Here is a 19,007-nt window from a genome sequence, read left to right as displayed (position 1 = left end):
TGTCAGCTCGCCAGAGACGGCAACCAAAGCACGATTTGCGGAAAGGCCACCAGCCCCGCAATGGTCAGCGCATCCGCCACAAAGAACGGCATCACGCCCTTGAACACGTCCTGCACACTCAGGTCATCGCGCACCCCGGCCACCACGAAACAATTCAGCCCGATCGGCGGCGTGATAAGACAGAACTCCGCCATCTTGACCACCAATATCCCGAACCAGATCGCGCACATCGTCCCCGACATGCCAAAGGCACTCTCCGCCGCGCTGACCGTCTCACCGCCGTTCAACGCCATGACCGCCGGGTAAACCACGGGTAGGGTCAACAGCAGCATGCCAATCGCATCCATGAACATGCCCAACACCGCATAAGCCAACAGAATGCAGACCAGAATAAGCATCGGCGACATCTCAAGCGATGTGATCCAATCGGCAAACGCTTCGGGCAGTTCAGCAAACCCAAGGAAGCGCACATAAATCAACACGCCCCAGATGATCGAAAAAATCATCACAGTCAGCTTCGCAGTCTCAAGCAGCGCCGATTTCAACTCGCCCCAACGCATCCCACGATAGAGCGCCATCAAGAACACGATAAACGCCCCCACGGCGCCCCCCTCGGTCGGCGTGCCCCAGGCATCACCAAACGGGTTGTAGACGAAAAAGATGATGATCACGACCACTGCAACAATGGGCAGCGCCGCCGGAAGCGAGGCAAACCGCTCGCCCCAGGTAAAGCCGCGCACAGGCGGGCCGACGTTCTTGAAAATCGTCGCAATCCCAATGATCAAAGCCGCATAGACAATCGCCGAAAACGCACCGGGAATAAAGCCCGCCAGCAACAGCTTGCCCACGTCCTGCTCCACGATAATCGCATAGATCACAAGGATCGCCGAGGGCGGGATCAGGCTCGCCAAGGTGCCCCCCGCCGCCACAACCCCGGCGGCGAATTGCTTGTTATACCCGATCTTGAGCATCTCGGGGATGGCAATCCGTGCGAACACCGCTGCCGTCGCCACACTGGCCCCGCTCACCGCCGCGAACCCCGCCGTGGCAAACACGGTCGACACGGCCAAGCCGCCCGGAACCCACGCAATCCAGCGTTTCGCCGCTTCAAACAGCGCCTTGGTCAGGTTCGCGTAATACGCCAGATATCCGATCAGGATAAACACCGGGATCAGGCTTAATACCTGTGCCGACACTTTGGAATGCGGCACCTGCCCCGCGGTCTTGATCGCCACAGTCAGCGCCCAGCCAAGATGCTCAACCCCAAAATTCCGCTTGGCCCAGAAGATCAGGATAAGCCCCACAAGCCCCGCCAGAGCCGCCGCAAATGCCACCCGCATACCGGCCAGCACCAGAACCAACATGCCCGCGCTGACCCAAAGGCCGATTTCAATCGGTTCCATCAATCATGCCCTTCCAGAATTTCGGCCTCATGCATGGCCTGCTCGGCCGCGCTCATGGTCAATGGCACGGCAACCGGGTTCTCCAACCCAAGGAAAAGCGCCCGCCCATAGCCTGCGATCTGTATCAACAGCCGCAAAACAAGCACCACAAAGGCAATCGGCACAACCAGCTTGGACGGCCAGGTCGGCAAACCGATATCAATCGAACTGTCCCGGCTGCACAGCGGACGCGCGCAGTCAAACGAGCGCAGAAAATGTTCCCACGCGCCCCACGTCAACGCGAGGATCAACAGCAGGATCAAAACCACCGAGACCAACTCGAACAACCAGAGCATCCGCCCCTTGAGCGCCCCAACAAGCATATCCATCCGCACATGCGTGCCATCGCGCTGAACAAAGGAAATGCCCATGATTGCAATGATCGGCATCGCCGCTTCGATATAATCAATATACCCCAGCAACGGCGAGCCAAAGAACTTGCGTCCAATCACCGAATAGGCGGCCAAAAACATCAGCGAGAAAATCGCCAACCCGCTGAGCAGCGCACAAAATCGCTCAACCGGTAAAAGCGCACGATCTAGCCTGCTCAAAAGGCTGCTGTCTTCTAAAACTGCGGCGGATCCGGCCATGTCACTTCCCCTTCACCTGTTGGGTCACAGGTGCCATGCGGGGCCGCATCCCCTACCGGCGCGGCCCTCGTGATGACGGCAAACGGGCGCAGGTTTCCCCGCGCCCGCTCCCAATGTTTACATGCCTTTGGCTTTTTTCAGCTCCGCAACCACAAGGTCATAAAGCTCTTGACCCGGAAGGCCCTGCGCTTCGATATCCTTGATCCAGGCCGCCGAAATCGGGTCCGCCGCCTTGGCGCGGAACGCTGCCAGCTCCTCTTCGCTCAGCATAACCTTCTTGACGTTTTTCTCCTCAAGAACGGTGTCCCACTTGGCAAGCAGCTTGCCGTAATTTTCGAGGTAATATGCAATCGCCTCATCAACCGAGCTGTCCAGCGCCGCGCGCTCCTTGTCCGAAAGCGCATTATAGGCGTCGATGTTCACCACCACCGGGCAGTTTACCGTGCCGGGGTTGAGGTTCGCAGTCCACCATGTCGCCTGATTGATCGTGCCAAACGACAAATGCGCGTGTTGGGCAAAGGCAACCGTGTCAACAACACCCGATTCCATCGCCTGATAGGCTTCGGACGACGTGACCGACGTCGGCACAGCGCCAACAGCGGTAAACGCTTTGCCAAGCCCACCAGTCGCACGCACCCGCATGCCTTCAAAATCGGCCAGCTTGTCGCGCGGCTCTCCGGTGCCGACAATGTTGTATTGCGGCATGGGCGAGGTCATCAAAAGCTTGGCATTCCACTGCGCCATCTCTTCCTGAACCGCGGGATGGGCGTAAACCGCATGGCTTACATGCACTTCCTGCGCAAGGTTCTCAACGCCAAGGAACGGCAGCTCAAGCACGGTGATAAGACGGTTCTTGTCCGGGTGATATCCGGCACAAAACTGCGCCATCTCAAACGCCCCGATCGAGATCCCGTCAAGGTTCTCGCGGTTCTTGGACAGACCACCATAGCTCACGTTCATCGTGAACTCGCCATTGGTCTTTTCGCTCACCAGTTCGGCCAGCTTTTCAACATGCTCCGTAAAGGCCCGGCGCTTGCCCCAGACCGAAACATTCCATTCGGTCGCGACAGCTTCGCTCGCAAACCCAAAGGCCAACGCCGCAACTGCGGCGGATTTCCACAAATTCATAAGTGTTTCTCCCATTGTTGCGGCCACTCCCCGGACCGCTTGGTGGCAAGCCTAACTTGCCCCGTCGCCCCTGCCAAGCCCACAAGTATCACCACAACACTCTTGCCTGGGATTTAAGCGTTTCACCCGCCAGTTCCGCTTTGCAAACGCTGTGACACAACATATAGTGTGTCCAATTCACGCATCGCGCAGGCAGGCGCAGATCGCGATAAAATCGGGCCGCAATCGGCTCACAGGCGAAAAACCGGCAGAAATTCGGGGGCATACGGGCAATGGCGCATATTATCGTCGTGGGAAATGAAAAAGGCGGAGCAGGTAAATCCACTGTCTCCATGCATGTCGCCACCGCCTTGGCGCGGCTTGGTCATTCGATCTCGGCGCTTGATCTTGACCTCAGACAAAAAACCTTTGGCCGTTACTCCGAAAATCGGCGTCGTTTCATGGATAAATCCGGCCTGTCCCTGCCCGGCGCCGAATACCATGATCTGCCCGAGATTGATAAATCGCAACTCAAGCCCGGTGAGAATATCTATGACCACCGCCTTTCTGCCGCCGTGGCTGCGCTCGACCCGGATAACGACTTCATCCTGATCGACTGCCCCGGCTCGCACACCCGCCTGTCGCAAGTGGCGCACAGCCTCGCCGACACGCTCATCACGCCGCTGAACGACAGCTTCGTCGATTTCGACCTGCTCGCCCATGTCGACAGCGACGGCGACACCATCCTCGGCCCCTCGGTCTATTCCGAAATGGTCTGGTCCGCCCGCCAATTGCGCGCTCAGGCCGGCCTCAAACCGATCGACTGGATCGTTTTGCGCAACCGGCTTGGGGCGCAACGTATGGTCAACAAGGAAAAGATGGAGCACGCACTGGAAAAGCTCTCCAAGCGCATCGGATTCCGTGTCGCGCCGGGCTTTAACGAACGGGTGATCTTCCGCGAACTTTTCCCCCGTGGCCTGACCCTGCTCGACCTCAAGGACATCGGCGTCAAGCAGCTCAACATCTCGAATGTTGCCGCCCGCCAAGAGCTTCGCGACCTTATGAAATCTCTAAACCTGCCGGGTGTGAGCGTGGATTTCTGAGCGAAGGCCTTCGGCAGATTTACAGACGAAACAGCCGCTGAGTGCCCAGCCCGAACAGCACCGCAGGTGCCGGGCTATCGCCGACCCGCCCCCGGGGCGGCGATTTGGTTAGGCTTGGCGCATAGTATTCAGGTTACGAGGCTTTGGCCGAGATAAAGTGCCATGCTCAACGGGCTGGAACGCCACCCCGCGGCTCGGCGACAGCCGAGCACAGCAAATGTCCCGCATGGTCTCTAATCCGACCTTGCCAACCCCTCACCCCCGCCTCAACGCGCTTAAATTGTACACCGCCAAAGCCCCGATCACGATGGCCCCGCCCACCAGCGCATAGCCTCCCGGTGCCTCTCCGACCATCGCCCAGACCAACAGCGGCGCCAGCACCGATTCCAGCAAGATCAACAATCCCACCTCTGCGCTTGGGATGTATCGCGGCCCCAACGCCAGCCCGATCCCGCTGACCGAGATCAGCAAGCCGTGTAACGCCACCAGCCCCCATTGCCCCTCTGGCACCTGCATCGGTGCGACAAACGCCAACAGCACCAGCGACCAGAACACATAGCCCAGCGCCGCGCCCGGAACCATCGACACATGCCTCACCCGCCGCGCCGCCGTTAGCCCCGCCGCAAACAGCGCCGACAGGCTCAGCGCGATCAAATCCCCTGACCAATGCGCCCCTTCGGTCTCGCCCGAGCCATAGGCGATCACAGCGATCCCAATCGCCACCGCGATCATCGTGCGCACCATCCGCCGCGACACCCGCTCTCCCAAAAACAGCCAGCTATAGATCGCTGCAAACACCGGCATAGAAGCGAGGATCAACACCACATTCGCCACCGACGTCAGGCTCACCGCCGAGACAAAGAAAATCCCCGCCGCGCCAGTGATCAGCGAATAAAACAGACCGTAAAACCCGGTGCCTAAAAGCGCGCGAAACGGCTCAAACCCGCGCGTCAAAACCAGCCACACCAAAATCGCCCCGCCCGAAATCGCCCCGCGCCAAAACGCAATAACAAGCGCATCCGCCGCGATCAGCCGCACAAAAAGCGAATCCGGCACAACGAACAACACGCCCATCAGCGTGAACAGCAATCCTTTGGTCTGATCTGTCATGGTGCCGGACAATGACCAAGGCGGGCGCAATGTCCAGCCCCATCGCATGGCTAAACGGCCAAGCCTAGCCCGCTCCGCTCTCGCCCAATTGCCGCAGCAATCGGCGCAACAAAGCGTTTTCCTCGTCGCTGAACCGCGCCGACAGCTTTGCGTCGTAAGCCATCGCGACCTGACGCAAATCCCGATACGCCCGCTGCCCCGCCTGCGTAAGCTCCAAAAGCTCAAGCCGCCGGTCGTCTTCGTCGCGCTCGCGCGTCACGAATCGCCGCTCGGCAAGCTTCGCCACGGCCCGGCTGATCTTGGTCTTGTGCATTTTCGAGCGATGCCCGATCTCGCGCGCAGTCATCCGACCATAAATGCCAAGGTGAAACAGAACCCGCCACTCGGTGCGCAACATGCCATAGCGCCCCTTATAGACCTGCTGGAACGCCAAACTGCTTTCCTCTGCCGCCTGATTCAACAAATACGGCAAGAAGTTCTGTAAATCGAAATCATCTGATATGCTCATAGAACACAGTTTGATGGTTGTTAGTTACAAATTCAACCGTTAACTCCGCAACGACCCGAAAGGAGACTCGCGCGATGAACACACATACCTTCCCCCATGACATGACACAGGCCCCCTCTCTGCCCGGCCCGCATGAGGGCTATATGCCCGGCTTTGGCAATGACTACGAAACCGAAGCCCTGCCAGGCGCGCTGCCCCAAGGCATGAACTCGCCGCAGAAATGCAACTACGGCCTTTACGGCGAGCAGCTCTCCGGCACCGCCTTCACCGCGCCATCCCACCAGAACGAGCGCACATGGTGCTACCGCATCCGCCCGTCGGTCAAACACTCGCACCGCTATACGAAAATTGACCTGCCCTTGTGGAAATCGGCCCCGCATGTTGACCCCGACGTGGTCTCGCTCGGCCAATACCGCTGGGGCCCGTGCCCCACTCCGAAGAGCAGTTGACCTGGCTCACCGGCATGCGCACCATGACCACCGCCGGCGACGTAAACACCCAAGTCGGCATGGCGTCGCACATCTATCTCGTGACCGCCTCGATGAAGGACGCCTACTTCTATTCCGCCGATTCCGAATTGCTGGTGGTGCCCCAAGAAGGCCGCCTGCGTTTTTGCACCGAACTCGGCATCATCGACCTCGAGCCTCAGGAAATCGCCATCCTTCCGCGCGGGCTGCTCTATCGCGTCGAAGTGCTCGACGGTCCGGCGCGTGGTTTTGTCTGCGAAAACTACGGCCAGAAATTCGAACTCCCCGGTCGCGGCCCGATTGGCGCCAACTGCATGGCCAACCCGCGCGACTTCAAAGCGCCGGTTGCCGCGTTTGAGGACCGCGAAACGCCCTCGACCGTCACCATCAAATGGTGCGGCCAGTTTCATGAAACCAAAATCGGCCACTCGCCGCTCGATGTGGTCGCGTGGCACGGCAACTACGCGCCGGTGAAATACGACCTGCGCACCTATTGCCCGGTCGGCTCGATCCTGTTCGACCACCCGGACCCGTCGATCTTCACCGTGCTCACCGCGCCCTCCGGTCAGCCGGGCACCGCGAATATCGACTTTGTGCTGTTCCGCGAACGCTGGATGGTGGCCGAAGATACCTTCCGCCCGCCGTGGTATCACAAGAACATCATGTCCGAGCTGATGGGCAACATCTATGGCCAGTATGACGCCAAGCCACAGGGGTTCATCCCCGGCGGCATGTCGCTGCACAACATGATGCTGCCCCACGGCCCGGACAAGAACGCTTTTGAGGGCGCGTCCAACGCCAATCTCGGCCCGGACAAGCTCGACAATACCATGTCGTTCATGTTTGAAACCCGCTTCCCGCAGCACCTCACAGGCTTTGCCGCCAACGAGGCGCCCCTGCAGGACGATTACATCGACTGCTGGACAGACATCGAGAAAAAGTTCGACGGCACACCGGGCAAGAAATAGCGTGTCGCAGATCGGTGGGTTTCACCCGCCCTGCCGCACACCGTAAGGTGGGTGCCAACCCACCTTTTCCAAATCAAGGAATACCAAATGACCCTATCGAAATCTTGGGTAACTTCGGCCAATGACCCGAAACACCCGTTCCCCCTCAACAACTTGCCCTATGGCGTGTTTTCAACCGATACGCTCGATCCGCGCTGCGGTGTCGCCATCGGTGACATGATCCTCGACATGGCCGCCGCAGAAGAGGCCGGGCTGATCACCCTCGCTGACGTGCCGCTCTTTGACGTGCCGTTCTGGAACGAGGTGATGGAAGAAGGCCCCGCGCTCTGGGACGCCCTGCGCGCCCGCCTGACCGAGATCCTCGCCGAAAGCTCCGCAGATCAGGCCGCCGCCGAACCACTGCTAATCGCTCAGGCTGACGCAGAAATGCACCTGCCCTGCCTGGTGGCGGAATACACCGATTTCTATGCCGGTAAAAACCACGCCGTCAACGTCGGCACCATGTTCCGCGGCGCTGAAAACGCGCTGCCGCCGAACTGGTTGCACATCCCGATCGGCTACAACGGTCGCGCGTCGTCTGTGGTGGTCTCCGGCACCGATGTGCGCCGCCCGTGGGGGCAGCTCAAATCGCCCGATCACGACCTGCCCGCCTTCCTGCCGTGCCGCCGCTTCGATCTCGAACTCGAAATGGGCGCCATCGTCGGTCAGGCCTCAGACGGCCCGATCACCGTTGACGAAGCCGATGCCAACATCTTCGGCTACGTGCTGCTCAACGACTGGTCCGCGCGCGACATCCAGGCTTGGGAATACCAGCCCCTCGGCCCGTTTCAGGCCAAGGCGACCGCCACATCAATCAGCCCGTGGATCGTGACATCCGCCGCCCTCGCGCCCTTCCGCTGCAACACGCCGGAACGTGAATTTGAACTGTTGCCGCACCTCAAGGACACCGGCCCGATGCTCTATGACATCGACCTCTCGGTCACGCTGGCACCCGAAGGCAAAGATGCCTCCACCATCGCGCGCACCAACTATAACCAGATGTATTTTTCTGCGGCTCAGCAACTGGCCCATCACACCACATCCGGCTGCCCGATGACACCGGGCGACCTGCTCGGCTCCGGCACCATCTCCGGCCCCACCAAACCGGAACGCGGCTCCCTGTTAGAGCTGAGCTGGGGCGGCAAGGAGCCCCTCACACTCGACACCGGCGACACACGCACCTTCCTCGAAGACGGCGACACGCTCACCCTCTCGGGCGCGGCCCATGGCGATGGCTACACCATCGGCTTTGGTGAATGCACAGGCACCGTCCTGCCAGCGCTGGAAGACCCCTACGCACGATAAGAGACAGGTGGGGTGAAACCCCACCCTACAACCTACTCCGTAGGGTGGGGTTTCACCCCACCTCTCGCGACACTCGAAAAAGGAAATACACCATGGCCAAAGCATTCGCATCCCAAGGCGACATGACCGAAAAAGAAATCTCCTTCACCGAAGTCGGCGAAGGTCTCTACGCTTTCACCGCCGAAGGCGACCCGAACTCCGGCGTGATCATCGGCGACGAAAGCGTCATGATCGTCGAAGCCCAAGCCACCCCGCGCCTCGCGCAAAAAGTCATCGACTGCGTGCGCAGCGTGACCGACAAGCCGATCTCGCATGTCGTGCTCACCCATTACCACGCCGTGCGCGTGCTGGGCGCCTCGGCCTTTGGCGCCGATCAGATCATCATGTCCGACACCGCCCGTTCCATGGTCGTCGAACGCGGTCAGGAAGACTGGGACAGCGAATTCCAACGCTTCCCGCGCCTGTTTGAAGGCCACGAAAGCATCCCCGGCCTGACCTACCCCACCACCACCTTCTCGGATGCGATGACCGTCTATCTCGGCAACCGCCGCGTTGACATCATGCACCTTGGTCGCGCCCACACGGCGGGCGATGCGGTGATCCACGTGCCGGACCAGAACGTCATGTTCACCGGCGACATCGTTGAATACCACTCCGCCTGCTATTGCGGCGACGGGCATTTCGCCGATTGGGGCGACACGCTCGACAACATCAAATGGTTCGACGTCGACGCCATCGCGCCGGGCCGGGGCGATGCGCTTATGGGTCGTGAAATGGTCAACGCCGCGATCGAAAACACCCGCGACTTTGTCGAAAGCACCTACAAACCCGCCGCCCGTGTCGCCGCCCGTGGCGGTTCGCTCAAAGAAGCATGGGACGCGGTGCGCGAAACCTGTGACCCCAAGTTCAAGGACTACGCAATTTACGAGCATTGCCTGCCATTCAACGTGGCCCGCGCCTATGACGAAGCCCGCGGCATCGACACGCCCCGCATCTGGACCGCCCAGCGCGATATCGAGATGTGGGAAGCCCTGCAAAGCTAAGCACACCACGCCGGTGCGGGCTGCGCCTCGCCAGATATGGCGGGGCCACCCGCACCGGCGGCCAAATTACCGGCCTGACCTAGATCAAGGGCCATCGCGCCAAGCTGTGAGACCCTGACCCCATCCCGCCGCACAGTTGCCCTTCGGAGGAGACCACCATGAACAAGATTTTCGAAGTTCCGATTTATCCCTATGAGCGTTCTCCCGATCAGGATTCCGCCGCGATCGTGCGCCACCCTGTGGTCATCATCGGCGCCGGCCCAATCGGTCTCGCCGCCGCCATCGACCTCGCCCAAAACGGCGTCCCGGTCGTGGTGCTTGACGACAATGACAAGGTTTCCTTCGGCTCCCGCGCCATCTGTTTTGCCAAACGCCCGCTCGAAATCATGGACCGGCTCGGCTGTGGCCACGAGATGGTGGAAAAAGGCGTCAAATGGGACGTGGGCAAAGTCTTCTTTGACGAACGCGAAGTCTATGACTTCAACCTCCTGCCGGAGAAGGGCCACGAATTCCCTGCCTTTATCAACCTCCAGCAATATTACTTCGAAGAATACCTCGTGAAGCGCGCCCGCGAGTTGCAGGCCCAAGGCGCCCCCATCGAAATTCGCGGCAAAAACCGGGTCGAGGCGATCGGCAATCACGACGATCACGCCCGCCTCGAAATCGGCACGCCCGAAGGCCCCTATATGCTCGAAGCCGACTGGCTCATCGCCTGCGACGGGGCCGGCTCCCCCACCCGGCGGATGCTTGGCCTCGATTTTGTCGGTCGCGTGTTTGAGGATAACTTCCTGATCGCCGATGTGGTGATGGACGCCGATTTCCCGACCGAGCGCTGGTTCTGGTTCGACCCGCCCTTCAACCGCGGCCAATCCGCCCTCCTGCACAAGCAGCCCGACAATGTCTGGCGCATCGACTTCCAACTCGGCTGGGACATTGACAAGGACAAGGAACTCGAGCCCCAGAACATCGACAAACGCCTGCGCGCCATGCTCGGCGAGGATATCGAGTATCAACTGGAATGGTCCTCGATCTATACCTTCCAATGCCGCCGGATGGAGAAATTCCGCCATGGCCGCGTGCTCTTTGCTGGCGACAGCGCACATCAGGTCTCGCCCTTCGGGGCGCGCGGTGCCAATTCCGGGGTGCAGGACACCGACAACCTGATCTGGAAACTCAAACTGGTGATGGACGGCAAAGCCCCGGAATCGCTGCTCGAAAGCTATGATGTCGAGCGCATCCACGGCGCCGAAGAGAACATCCTCAACTCCACCCGCTCGACCGATTTCATCACCCCGAAATCCGCGATGTCGCGTATCCTGCGCGATGCGGTGCTTGACCTCTCCGAGATGCATGAATTCGCCCGCCCCCTCGTCAACTCCGGACGCCTCTCGGTGCCTTGCGTCTATGACGGCTCGCCGCTGAATTCGGCTGACGCGCTCGAAGGCGCCCCCCAACGCACCCGTCCGGGCGCACCAGCTATCGACGCCCCGTTGGCCGATGGGTTCCTGCTGCCAAAGCTCGCCAACCGCTTCACCCTGCTGACAATCGACGCCGACGCGCCCGACCGGTTCGAGGAAGACGGCATCGAAGTCACCCGCCTTGCGCTTTCGCTCAAGGATGACAAAACCCTCGCGCTCAAGGACCGCTACCTCGGCAGCGCCACCTCCGGCGTCTACCTCATTCGCCCGGATCAGCACGTAGCCGCCCGCCGCGACACTTGGAACGAAAGCCTCTTCCGCGCCGCCCTGCGCCGCGCCACGGGCAAGGAGTAACCGACATGAGCACCCTCACCCTTACGCCGAACATCGACAAACCCGATGACTTCTACGCCGACCTTCTCGCCGCTCATGAAGAGCTGAGCAAAGAGGAAAGCGATGCCTTCAACGCCCGGCTCCTGCTTGTGCTGGCCAACCATATCGGCGACCGCAGCGTGCTGTCCGCCGCTATCGAAGCGGCGAAACGTCAGGCCTAATGTGTCGGGCCTAATTTGTCGGGCCTAAGGCGGGTCTAAGCCGGCGCTAACGCGTCGGGACCAATACATCAGGACCAAGCTGCACGCATCAACAGGCCATGCCAAACGATGCGTGCTTTATGCCCCTTGAGTGGGCCACGAGTTGGCCACGACATCCCTGCCTGAACCGCGCTCCTTAAAAGTTCTGCGCAGGCCACAGTCAAAACACCGGACCAACAGGGCGCAACCAAGACTGGGTCGCAACCTGGCGATGCCCTGCGGTCCATAGGGCACCATTGCGCGCGGGTCCTCAACCTGCGCGCCCGCCGCGCCCCCTTGCCAAGCCCCCTGATCCGCGCTTCACTCTGCTCACCGCGCACGGCCCCGGCAACAGGACACGCACACCATGACCGATTTCCTCCTCCTCGCCTTCGTTTTCCTGATCGCAGGCGTGGTTGCCGTGCCCATCGCCACCCGGCTCGGCCTCGGCTCGGTGCTTGGTTACCTCATCGCCGGGATCGTGATCTCGCCGGTTCTCGTCCTGCTCAATGTTGATATTGTCTCAATCCAACATTTCGCCGAATTCGGCGTGGTGATGATGCTCTTCCTTGTTGGCCTCGAACTTGAACCCAAGCTGCTTTGGGAGATGCGCATGCGCCTTCTTGGGCTTGGCGGCGGTCAGGTCGGGATCACCACTTTGGCCGTGATGGGCATTGCCATGGCCATGGGGCAACCTTGGTCCGTTGCCCTTGCTATTGGCCTCGTTTTTGCGCTCTCCTCCACCGCCATTGTTCTGCAAACTCTCAATGAAAAAGGGCTGATGAAATCCGATGGCGGCCAGTCGAGCTTCTCTGTCCTGCTCACGCAGGACATCGCCGTTATCCCCATGCTCGCCTTCATCCCGCTTTTGGCCCTGCCCGAACTTATGGACAGCGCCCAAACAGTGGTCGATCACACCGCCCCCGCCTCTGCCGCAGCCCATACCACCGAAGCGGGTCACGCCGCGCACTGGGCACACAGACGCCGGCCATTCCGATGGCGGCGGTCACGGCGCCTCCCTCTCGCTCGTCGATGGCCTCAACGGCTGGCAAACCGCGCTCGTCACCCTCGCGGCCATTGCGTTTGTAGTGATTGGTGGGTCGTTCCTGACGTCACCGATTTTCCGCTTCATCTCGGCCGCCAATCTGCGTGAACTCTTTACCGCCGCCGCCTTGATGATGGTGATCGGGATCGCCCTTCTCATGACGCTTGTCGGCCTCTCTCCCGCCCTTGGCACCTTCCTCGCCGGGGTGGTGCTGGCCAACTCGGCCTATCGGCACGAACTGGAAAGCGATATTGACCCGTTCAAAGGCCTGCTGCTCGGCCTTTTCTTTATGACCGTTGGCGCCGGTATCAACTTTACCCTGCTGGGCGAGAACCTCGGCCTTATCATCGGGCTGACAATCGGCCTCATGCTCCTCAAAACGCTTGTTCTGCTCCTGCTCGCCTATACCTTCAAACTACGCGGCGCTGACAAATGGCTCTTCGCCCTCGGCCTCGCCCAAGCCGGTGAATTCGGCTTTGTCCTGCTCAGCTTCACCGTCGCCAACGGTGTCATTCCCGGCGAACTGGCCGACCGCCTCCTGCTTGTCGTGGCCCTGTCGATGCTGCTCACGCCTGCGCTGTTTATCCTCTACGACCGCGTCCTCGCCCCGCTTTATTCGGGCGCAGATGAGCGCGACGCCGACGAGATGCCCGACGGCAGCAAGATCATTATCGCCGGTGCAGGCCGCGTCGGCGCGCTGATCGACAGGATCATGCGTGCCGCCGGTATCTCGACCACGGTGATCGACTTCAACTCGCGTCAACTCGACATCCTGCAAACCTTCGGGGTCAAACACTACTATGGGGACGCCACCCGCCCCGACCTGTTGCACGCCGCTGGCATTGCCGAGGCCGCGGTCCTCGTCATCGCCATCGACGACCGCGAGAAAACCACCGAACTGGTGCGCTATGTGTCGGCCAATTACCCGTCGGTGCATATCATTGCCCGTGCGCGGGACCGCGATCATGTCTATGACCTCTGGTCCGCTGGCTGCCGCGATATCATTCGCGAGACTTATGACAGCGCCCTGCGTATGGGGCGGTCGCTGTTCGAGGCGCTCGGCACCGACCATGACACCGCCGAACGCATGATCGCCGCCTTCAATGAAACAGACCGCCGCGCCATGGTCGCCGTCGCCGATGTCCACAAACCCGGCGTCCCGCCGCACGAGAACCCCGAATACGTCGCCAAAGTGCGCGAAGTGCTCGACACTTGGGGCGACGATCTGAACGCGGAAATGGAGCGTATCCGCGCTGGCAGCATGAGTGGCACAGGCAACACAGGCGGCACATGAGGCCAGATACAATCTCATCGCGCCGTCTCATGGCCGATGACTTGCAATCCCCTCTTGGGTGGATATAATTAACATGTTAATTTACTTGCGGGAGGGGTAAACATGCGCTGGAGCGATTTTCCGAAATGGGGCAAATGGGCCGCCGACTGGGCCGCAAACTATCACGCCACCCTGCGTGACCGGCCCGTGCGCGCTCAAACCAAACCGGGCGAGATCGCCGCCCAATTGCCCCTCGCCCCGCCCGACGCGCCCCAGCCGATCGAAGACATCCTCAAAGACTTCGAAAACATCGTCATGCCCGGCATGACCCATTGGCAGCACCCGCGCTTCTTTGCCTATTTCCCGTCCAACGCCTCGCCTGCGGCGGTGCTGGCCGATAACCTGATCGCGGCCACGGCGGCGCAATGTATGCTCTGGCAAACGTCCCCGGCGGCCACCGAAATGGAAACCCGCATGATGGACTGGCTGCGCCAAGGCCTCGGCCTGCCAACGGGCTTCCACGGCGTTATCCAAGACAGCGCCTCCTCCGCCACCCTTGCCGCCGTTCTGACAATGCGCGAACGCGCGCTCAATTGGGACGGCAACACAGCGGGCCTGCCGGGGCAACTGACCTTGCGCGTCTATGCCAGCGCCGAAGTGCACACCTCCATCGACCGCGCCATCTGGATTTCCGGGATCGGCGCCGACAACCTCGTGCGCATCCCCACCACCGGCCCAACCCGTGGCATGGACCCCCGCGCTCTTAACGAAGCGATCGAACGTGACCTCGCCGCCGGATTTATCCCCGCCGGGATCATCGCCTGTACCGGCGGCACCGGCACCGGCGCTTGTGATGACATCGCCGCCGTGATGGACGTGGCCGAGGCGCATGACCTCTACACCCATGTCGATGCCGCTTGGGCTGGCTCGGCGATGATCTGCCCGGAATACCGCACGCTTTGGGCCGGGGTCGAGCGCGCCGACAGCGTCGTGCTGAACCCGCATAAATGGCTCGGCACCCAATTCGACCTCTCCGCCCACTTCATCCGCTCGCCCGAGGATCTGACCCGCACGCTGGCGATCCAGCCGGAATACCTCAAAACCCACGGGGCGGATGGCATCATTAACTATTCCGAATGGTCGATCCCGCTTGGCCGCCGCTTCCGCGCACTGAAACTCTGGTTCCTGATGCGCGCCTACGGGCTCGACGGGCTGCGCAGCATGCTGCGCAACCATGTAAACTGGACCCATGCGCTCGCTGAAAACATCCGCGCCCACCCTGATTTTGAAATCGTGACCGAGCCTGTTCTCGCCCTTTTCACCTTCCGCTTCGCGCCCGACGGCGCCGCCGACCTTGACGCGCTCAACCTTGATCTGATCAATAAAATCAACGATGACGGCCGCATCTACCTGACCCAAACCCGCACCGACGACAAATTCGTCATCCGCTTCACCGCTGGTCAGTTTGACGCCACCCAAGCCGACATCGAAACCGCCAAAGAGGTGATCTTCGAAATCGCCGCAACCCTAAAGGACTAACGCCATGCCAGCCCCCATCAACCGCTTCAAACACGCCCTCTCGGACGGCAAAGTGCAAATCGGCTGCTGGGCGGCCTTTGCCGATGGTTACGCCGCCGAAATCATGGCCACCACCGGTTTTGACTGGCTTGTGATCGACGGGGAACACGCCCCCAACGACCTGCAAACCATCAGCCAGCAGATCGGCGCGCTCAAACATACCGATACCGAGGCAGTGGTCCGCCTGCCCATCGGCAACGAATGGTTGATGAAGCAGGTGCTCGATGCCGGATGCCAAACCGTGCTCGTGCCGCTGGTCGAAACCGCTGAACAGGCGGCGCATCTTGCGCGCGCCATGCGCTACCCGCCCTATGGCATCCGCGGTATGGGCGGCTCTGGTGCCCGCGCCACCGGCTTCAATGCGATCCCCGATTATGTCACCACCGCCAATGATCAGGTCTGCCTGCTGGTGCAGGTCGAAACCGCCGCCGCGATGGACAACCTTGACGACATTCTCAAGGTTGACGGCGTCGATGGCGTCTTTATCGGCCCGGCTGATCTCTCCGCCGACATGGGCCACCCCGGCAACCCCGGCCACCCCGATGTGGTCGAGGCGATCCGCACCGGCCTTGGCAAAATCGCGGCCTCTGACAAGGCAGCAGGCATCCTCGCGCTGAACGATGACGTCGCCCAGAACTACCTGAAATGGGGGGCACAATTCCTCGCCGTTGGCATGGACGTCATCCTGCTTGTGCAATCCGCCCGCGCACTCAGCGGCAAGTGGAAGGACCGGATCAAAGGTTGAGAGCGAGAAGCCGGGCCTTCGTCAGCCTCGGGATGACGATCCAGCACCCGCTGCAAGTCGCTTTATGCCCGCCAAGTCTTCCCACAGATGCAGTGGCGCATGAGCCCAACCAATCGTCAGCCCGTGGGAGGGGCTGACGATGGCCCGGCGGCGCAAGCGCCTTGATTCCGGGCCGTTACCAAATACCTAGTCCTGATCTTGCCCCAACTTCGGGCTGGGCCTGTCCAGCTTCAATTCCGCATCGCTGAATTGGAACGGCGAACGCACACCCGGCACCCCGTCCAGCTCCACCCGAAGCCCCCGCGCTTGAACCTGCGGTCGAACACATCGGCCATGTCATTGATCGGCCCCGCCGGGATGCCCTCGGCCTCACAGGCCGCCAGAACATCTGCCTTGGTCCGCTTGGCGGTTTCGCCCATCAGCAAGTCGATCATCTCGGGCCGGTTCTGCACCCGATCGGCGTTCTTCAGGAACTTCGCATCCTCGGCCATCCAGTCCAGCCCAAGCATCCGGCACAGCCGCTGGTATTGCGCGTCATTGCCCGTCGCGATGATGATATGCCCGTCTGAACAGTCAAACACTTGATAGGGCGTCAGGTTCGGATGGTAATTCCCCGTCCGCCCCGGCGGCGTGCCGGTGGCCAGGTAATTCATCGCCTGATTGGCCGTCACGGATACGGCGCAATCCAGCAAGGCCATGTCAACCTGCTGGCCCTTGCCCGTCCGCTCACGCTGATGCAACGCGGCCAAAACCCCGCTCACCGCATACAGCCCGGTAAACAGATCTGTCACCGCCACGCCCACGCGCTGCGGCTGGCCGTCCGGCTCACCGGTGATCGACATCAGACCGGACATGCCCTGAATGATGTAATCATACCCCGCGCGATGCGCATAAGGCCCGGTCTGCCCAAAGCCAGTGATCGAACAATAAATCAGCCCCGGATTGAGCGCCTTCACGCTCTCGTAATCCAGCCCGTATTTCTTCAGACCACCAACCTTGAAGTTCTCGATCAAAACATCCGCCTCGGCAATCAATGCCCGCAGCCGTTCCAGATCAGCCTCATTGCGAAAATCCACCGTGATCGAAGCCTTGCCCCGGTTGCACGAATGGAAATAAGCCGCCGTTCGGTCCTCTTCCCGCTCGATAAAGGGGGGCCCCACTGGCGCGTATCATCGCCTGCGGGCGCCTCAACCTTGATCACCTCGGCCCCCAAATCGCTCAGCGTCTGACCGGCCCAAGGGCCAGCCAGAATGCGCGCCAATTCGACGACCTTCACTCCTTCAAGAGGCGCAGACATCAGCTTCCCAACTCTGCTTCGATCAAATCCTTAAGCTCGCCATAAGCCATGTTGGAATGGAGCTTGCCATTGATCAAAAGGCTCGGCGTCGACTCGATCTGATCCTTGTTCGCATTGATTTCGAACCAGTCATAAAGCGCTTTCGCCTTACTGGCATCCTGCATACAGGCATCCACCTTCTCCGGCGCCAGCCCCGCAACCACGCCCAACTTGCGCAGGTTCGCGGCCAAAACCACCGGATCGCGCGAGTTCAGCCACTCATCTTTCTTGGAATAGATCAGGTCCGCAATGCCAAAAAACTTGTCCGTGTCGCAACGCGCCACCATCGCCGCCCAAAGACCAATCCGGTCAAAGTAAACGTCGCGGTAAACAAGCTTGACCTTGCCCGTGTCGATGTAATCCCGCTTCAGTTCTTTGAACTGATTTTGGTGAAAACTCGCACAATGCGGGCAGGTAAATGACGCATATTCCGTCACCGTTACCGGCGCATCCGGGTTGCCCAAAACCATCTCGGTGATGTCGTCGGGCGTCCAATCGGTCTTTGGCGTTTCAACAGGCGCCGGAGCCGCCGCTTCGGCCTTCTTGTCACCGGCCTCGGGCTTTTTCGCATCAGCCGCCGGAGCCTCGGTCTTCACCGCCCCACTTTGGCTTTCGCCCCAAGACGGCCCTGCCCCCATCAACAGCGCACCACCGCTGGCAAGCGCAACACAGGCGACGGCAGGAAGAGTGAGTTTGCTAAAGTTCATTCAATTGGCCCTTTTCTGGCGTTTTGATTTCGATAAAACATTCTGTCCCAGCGCTTCAAGCGCGCGGCGCAAATCCGCGTCTCCCACGGGGGCGGCAACTTCGGCCACCTGCCCTTGTATAACGGGGTCGGGGGCGGCTTCTGTCGGTTTCGCCTTGCGATGGGTGAAATCCGCGCGCCCCTCGGCAAAGCCGGTGGCGTGGGTCTGGGTCACACGCACCCGCGAAATCGCGGTGTATCCGTAGACCGAATTCACCCGCTCGCGCAGCGTTTCCTTTTGCATTTCCAACATCGGCGCATTCGCCCCGGTGGTCAGCAACGACAGCGTCGCGCCAAACCCTCCGCGGCCATAAGACACTTCGACAGGGCGCGAAATCGCGGCAATCTCTTCGCCTGCAATCTCGCTCCAATGGGTCAGCAAGCGCGTCACGGCAAAGCCGCGCGTCTCGCCCGCTTGGCGGATTTGACGGTTCAGAAGGCTCGCCGCGCGCGTGAACCCCTTGCGCGACCGCGAAAACGCTGGCGTCCCGGCACCGGGTTTGCCCGCTACCGACGTCTTTGCGTTTTTGCTGCCCTTGCGCGGCGCCATGCCTCACTCCCTTGGTTCCGGCGCAGTTTAGTGGCAGGAAGACCCGGCGAACAGGGCAATCAG

At 60.8% G+C, this 19,007-nt stretch carries 14 protein-coding genes and 3 pseudogenes; 9 read left to right on the top strand and 8 right to left on the bottom strand.

Annotation, left to right across the window (positions count from 1 at the left end; genetic code table 11):
• Window positions 1-2: 2 nt before the first annotated feature.
• From N4R57_06925 to N4R57_06915, 3 genes are all read right to left on the bottom strand, one after another.
• The gene (locus N4R57_06925; GenBank protein ID UYV38759.1) at window positions 3-1,403 is read right to left on the bottom strand and encodes a TRAP transporter large permease; all 1,401 of its coding nucleotides are present in this window, start codon (window positions 1,401-1,403) and stop codon (window positions 3-5) included.
• Window positions 1,403-2,032: a TRAP transporter small permease gene (locus N4R57_06920; protein ID UYV38758.1), complete on the bottom strand. Its 630-nt coding sequence runs from the start codon at window positions 2,030-2,032 to the stop codon at window positions 1,403-1,405. The genes N4R57_06925 and N4R57_06920 overlap by 1 nt, the downstream gene beginning before the upstream one ends.
• Window positions 2,033-2,149: 117 nt before the next feature.
• On the bottom strand, window positions 2,150-3,160 hold the full coding sequence (locus tag N4R57_06915) for a C4-dicarboxylate TRAP transporter substrate-binding protein (protein UYV39527.1): 1,011 nt from the start codon (window positions 3,158-3,160) through the stop codon (window positions 2,150-2,152).
• 272 nt (window positions 3,161-3,432) lie between these two features.
• Between N4R57_06915 and N4R57_06910 the strand changes: the two genes are divergently transcribed.
• A complete protein-coding gene (locus tag N4R57_06910; GenBank protein ID UYV38757.1) occupies window positions 3,433-4,242 on the top strand; it encodes a division plane positioning ATPase MipZ in 810 nt (269 codons plus the stop codon).
• 255 nt (window positions 4,243-4,497) lie between these two features.
• Here N4R57_06910 and N4R57_06905 read toward each other — a convergent pair whose 3' ends face one another.
• Window positions 4,498-5,352 (bottom strand): DMT family transporter, encoded by an 855-nt coding sequence (locus N4R57_06905; GenBank protein ID UYV38756.1) that lies wholly within the window; start codon window positions 5,350-5,352, stop codon window positions 4,498-4,500.
• 64 nt (window positions 5,353-5,416) lie between these two features.
• Window positions 5,417-5,860 carry a MarR family transcriptional regulator gene (locus N4R57_06900; GenBank protein UYV38755.1) on the bottom strand — a complete coding sequence of 148 codons (444 nt, stop codon included), beginning with the start codon at window positions 5,858-5,860 and terminating at the stop codon, window positions 5,417-5,419.
• Between the two features lie 74 nt (window positions 5,861-5,934).
• On the opposite strand from N4R57_06900, the pseudogene hmgA reads away from it, so the two are divergent.
• The 8 genes and pseudogenes from hmgA (at window position 5,935) to N4R57_06860 (ending at window position 16,313) form a co-directional block, all read left to right on the top strand.
• Window positions 5,935-7,295, top strand: a pseudogene (gene hmgA, locus N4R57_06895) (homogentisate 1,2-dioxygenase).
• 87 nt (window positions 7,296-7,382) lie between these two features.
• Window positions 7,383-8,639 (top strand): fumarylacetoacetase, encoded by a 1,257-nt coding sequence (gene fahA / locus N4R57_06890; protein UYV38754.1) that lies wholly within the window; start codon window positions 7,383-7,385, stop codon window positions 8,637-8,639.
• Between the two features lie 92 nt (window positions 8,640-8,731).
• Window positions 8,732-9,682: an MBL fold metallo-hydrolase gene (locus N4R57_06885; GenBank protein UYV38753.1), complete on the top strand. Its 951-nt coding sequence runs from the start codon at window positions 8,732-8,734 to the stop codon at window positions 9,680-9,682.
• A 158-nt stretch (window positions 9,683-9,840) separates the two neighbouring features.
• Window positions 9,841-11,454, top strand: coding sequence for an FAD-dependent oxidoreductase (locus tag N4R57_06880; protein ID UYV38752.1), 1,614 nt, complete (start codon window positions 9,841-9,843; stop codon window positions 11,452-11,454).
• Window positions 11,455-11,459: 5 nt separating this feature from the next.
• Window positions 11,460-11,654, top strand: a complete 195-nt coding sequence (locus N4R57_06875; protein UYV38751.1) for a DUF2783 domain-containing protein — start codon at window positions 11,460-11,462, stop codon at window positions 11,652-11,654.
• Window positions 11,655-12,039: 385 nt separating this feature from the next.
• A pseudogene (locus tag N4R57_06870) lies at window positions 12,040-14,011 on the top strand (cation:proton antiporter).
• A 102-nt stretch (window positions 14,012-14,113) separates the two neighbouring features.
• A complete protein-coding gene (locus N4R57_06865) occupies window positions 14,114-15,529 on the top strand; it encodes a pyridoxal-dependent decarboxylase (GenBank protein UYV38750.1) in 1,416 nt (471 codons plus the stop codon).
• A 4-nt stretch (window positions 15,530-15,533) separates the two neighbouring features.
• A complete protein-coding gene (locus N4R57_06860) occupies window positions 15,534-16,313 on the top strand; it encodes an HpcH/HpaI aldolase/citrate lyase family protein (protein ID UYV38749.1) in 780 nt (259 codons plus the stop codon).
• 186 nt (window positions 16,314-16,499) lie between these two features.
• Here the strand turns inward: N4R57_06860 and N4R57_06855 are convergent.
• The 3 genes and pseudogenes from N4R57_06855 to N4R57_06845 form a co-directional block, all read right to left on the bottom strand.
• Window positions 16,500-17,610, bottom strand: a pseudogene (locus N4R57_06855) (CoA transferase).
• Complete coding sequence (locus N4R57_06850; GenBank protein UYV38748.1) at window positions 17,610-18,356, bottom strand: DsbA family protein; 747 nt, start codon at window positions 18,354-18,356, stop codon at window positions 17,610-17,612. Before N4R57_06850 ends, N4R57_06855 begins: the two are co-directional and overlap by 1 nt.
• Window positions 18,357-18,944 carry a DUF721 domain-containing protein gene (locus N4R57_06845; GenBank protein ID UYV38747.1) on the bottom strand — a complete coding sequence of 196 codons (588 nt, stop codon included), beginning with the start codon at window positions 18,942-18,944 and terminating at the stop codon, window positions 18,357-18,359.
• Between the last annotated feature and the right edge of the window lie 63 nt (window positions 18,945-19,007).

This window comes from Rhodobacteraceae bacterium D3-12 (genome assembly GCA_025916135.1).
Taxonomy (GTDB): Bacteria; Pseudomonadota; Alphaproteobacteria; order Rhodobacterales; family Rhodobacteraceae; genus JAKGBX01.
Note: the sequence above shows the minus strand (reverse complement) of the source record. Positions and strands in the feature narration are given on the sequence as shown.

Bases quoted from the DNA above. Each gene is read 5' to 3' on its own strand.
- N4R57_06925 (UYV38759.1), bottom strand. From the start codon at position 1,403: ATGGAACCGATTGAAATCGGCCTTTGGGTCAGCGCGGGCATGTTGGTT.
- N4R57_06920 (UYV38758.1), bottom strand. From the start codon at position 2,032: ATGGCCGGATCCGCCGCAGTTTTAGAAGACAGCAGCCTTTTGAGCAGG.
- N4R57_06915 (UYV39527.1), bottom strand. From the start codon at position 3,160: ATGAATTTGTGGAAATCCGCCGCAGTTGCGGCGTTGGCCTTTGGGTTT.
- N4R57_06910 (UYV38757.1), top strand. From the start codon at position 3,433: ATGGCGCATATTATCGTCGTGGGAAATGAAAAAGGCGGAGCAGGTAAA.
- N4R57_06905 (UYV38756.1), bottom strand. From the start codon at position 5,352: ATGACAGATCAGACCAAAGGATTGCTGTTCACGCTGATGGGCGTGTTG.
- N4R57_06900 (UYV38755.1), bottom strand. From the start codon at position 5,860: ATGAGCATATCAGATGATTTCGATTTACAGAACTTCTTGCCGTATTTG.
- fahA (UYV38754.1), top strand. From the start codon at position 7,383: ATGACCCTATCGAAATCTTGGGTAACTTCGGCCAATGACCCGAAACAC.
- N4R57_06885 (UYV38753.1), top strand. From the start codon at position 8,732: ATGGCCAAAGCATTCGCATCCCAAGGCGACATGACCGAAAAAGAAATC.
- N4R57_06880 (UYV38752.1), top strand. From the start codon at position 9,841: ATGAACAAGATTTTCGAAGTTCCGATTTATCCCTATGAGCGTTCTCCC.
- N4R57_06875 (UYV38751.1), top strand. From the start codon at position 11,460: ATGAGCACCCTCACCCTTACGCCGAACATCGACAAACCCGATGACTTC.
- N4R57_06865 (UYV38750.1), top strand. From the start codon at position 14,114: ATGCGCTGGAGCGATTTTCCGAAATGGGGCAAATGGGCCGCCGACTGG.
- N4R57_06860 (UYV38749.1), top strand. From the start codon at position 15,534: ATGCCAGCCCCCATCAACCGCTTCAAACACGCCCTCTCGGACGGCAAA.
- N4R57_06850 (UYV38748.1), bottom strand. From the start codon at position 18,356: ATGAACTTTAGCAAACTCACTCTTCCTGCCGTCGCCTGTGTTGCGCTT.
- N4R57_06845 (UYV38747.1), bottom strand. From the start codon at position 18,944: ATGGCGCCGCGCAAGGGCAGCAAAAACGCAAAGACGTCGGTAGCGGGC.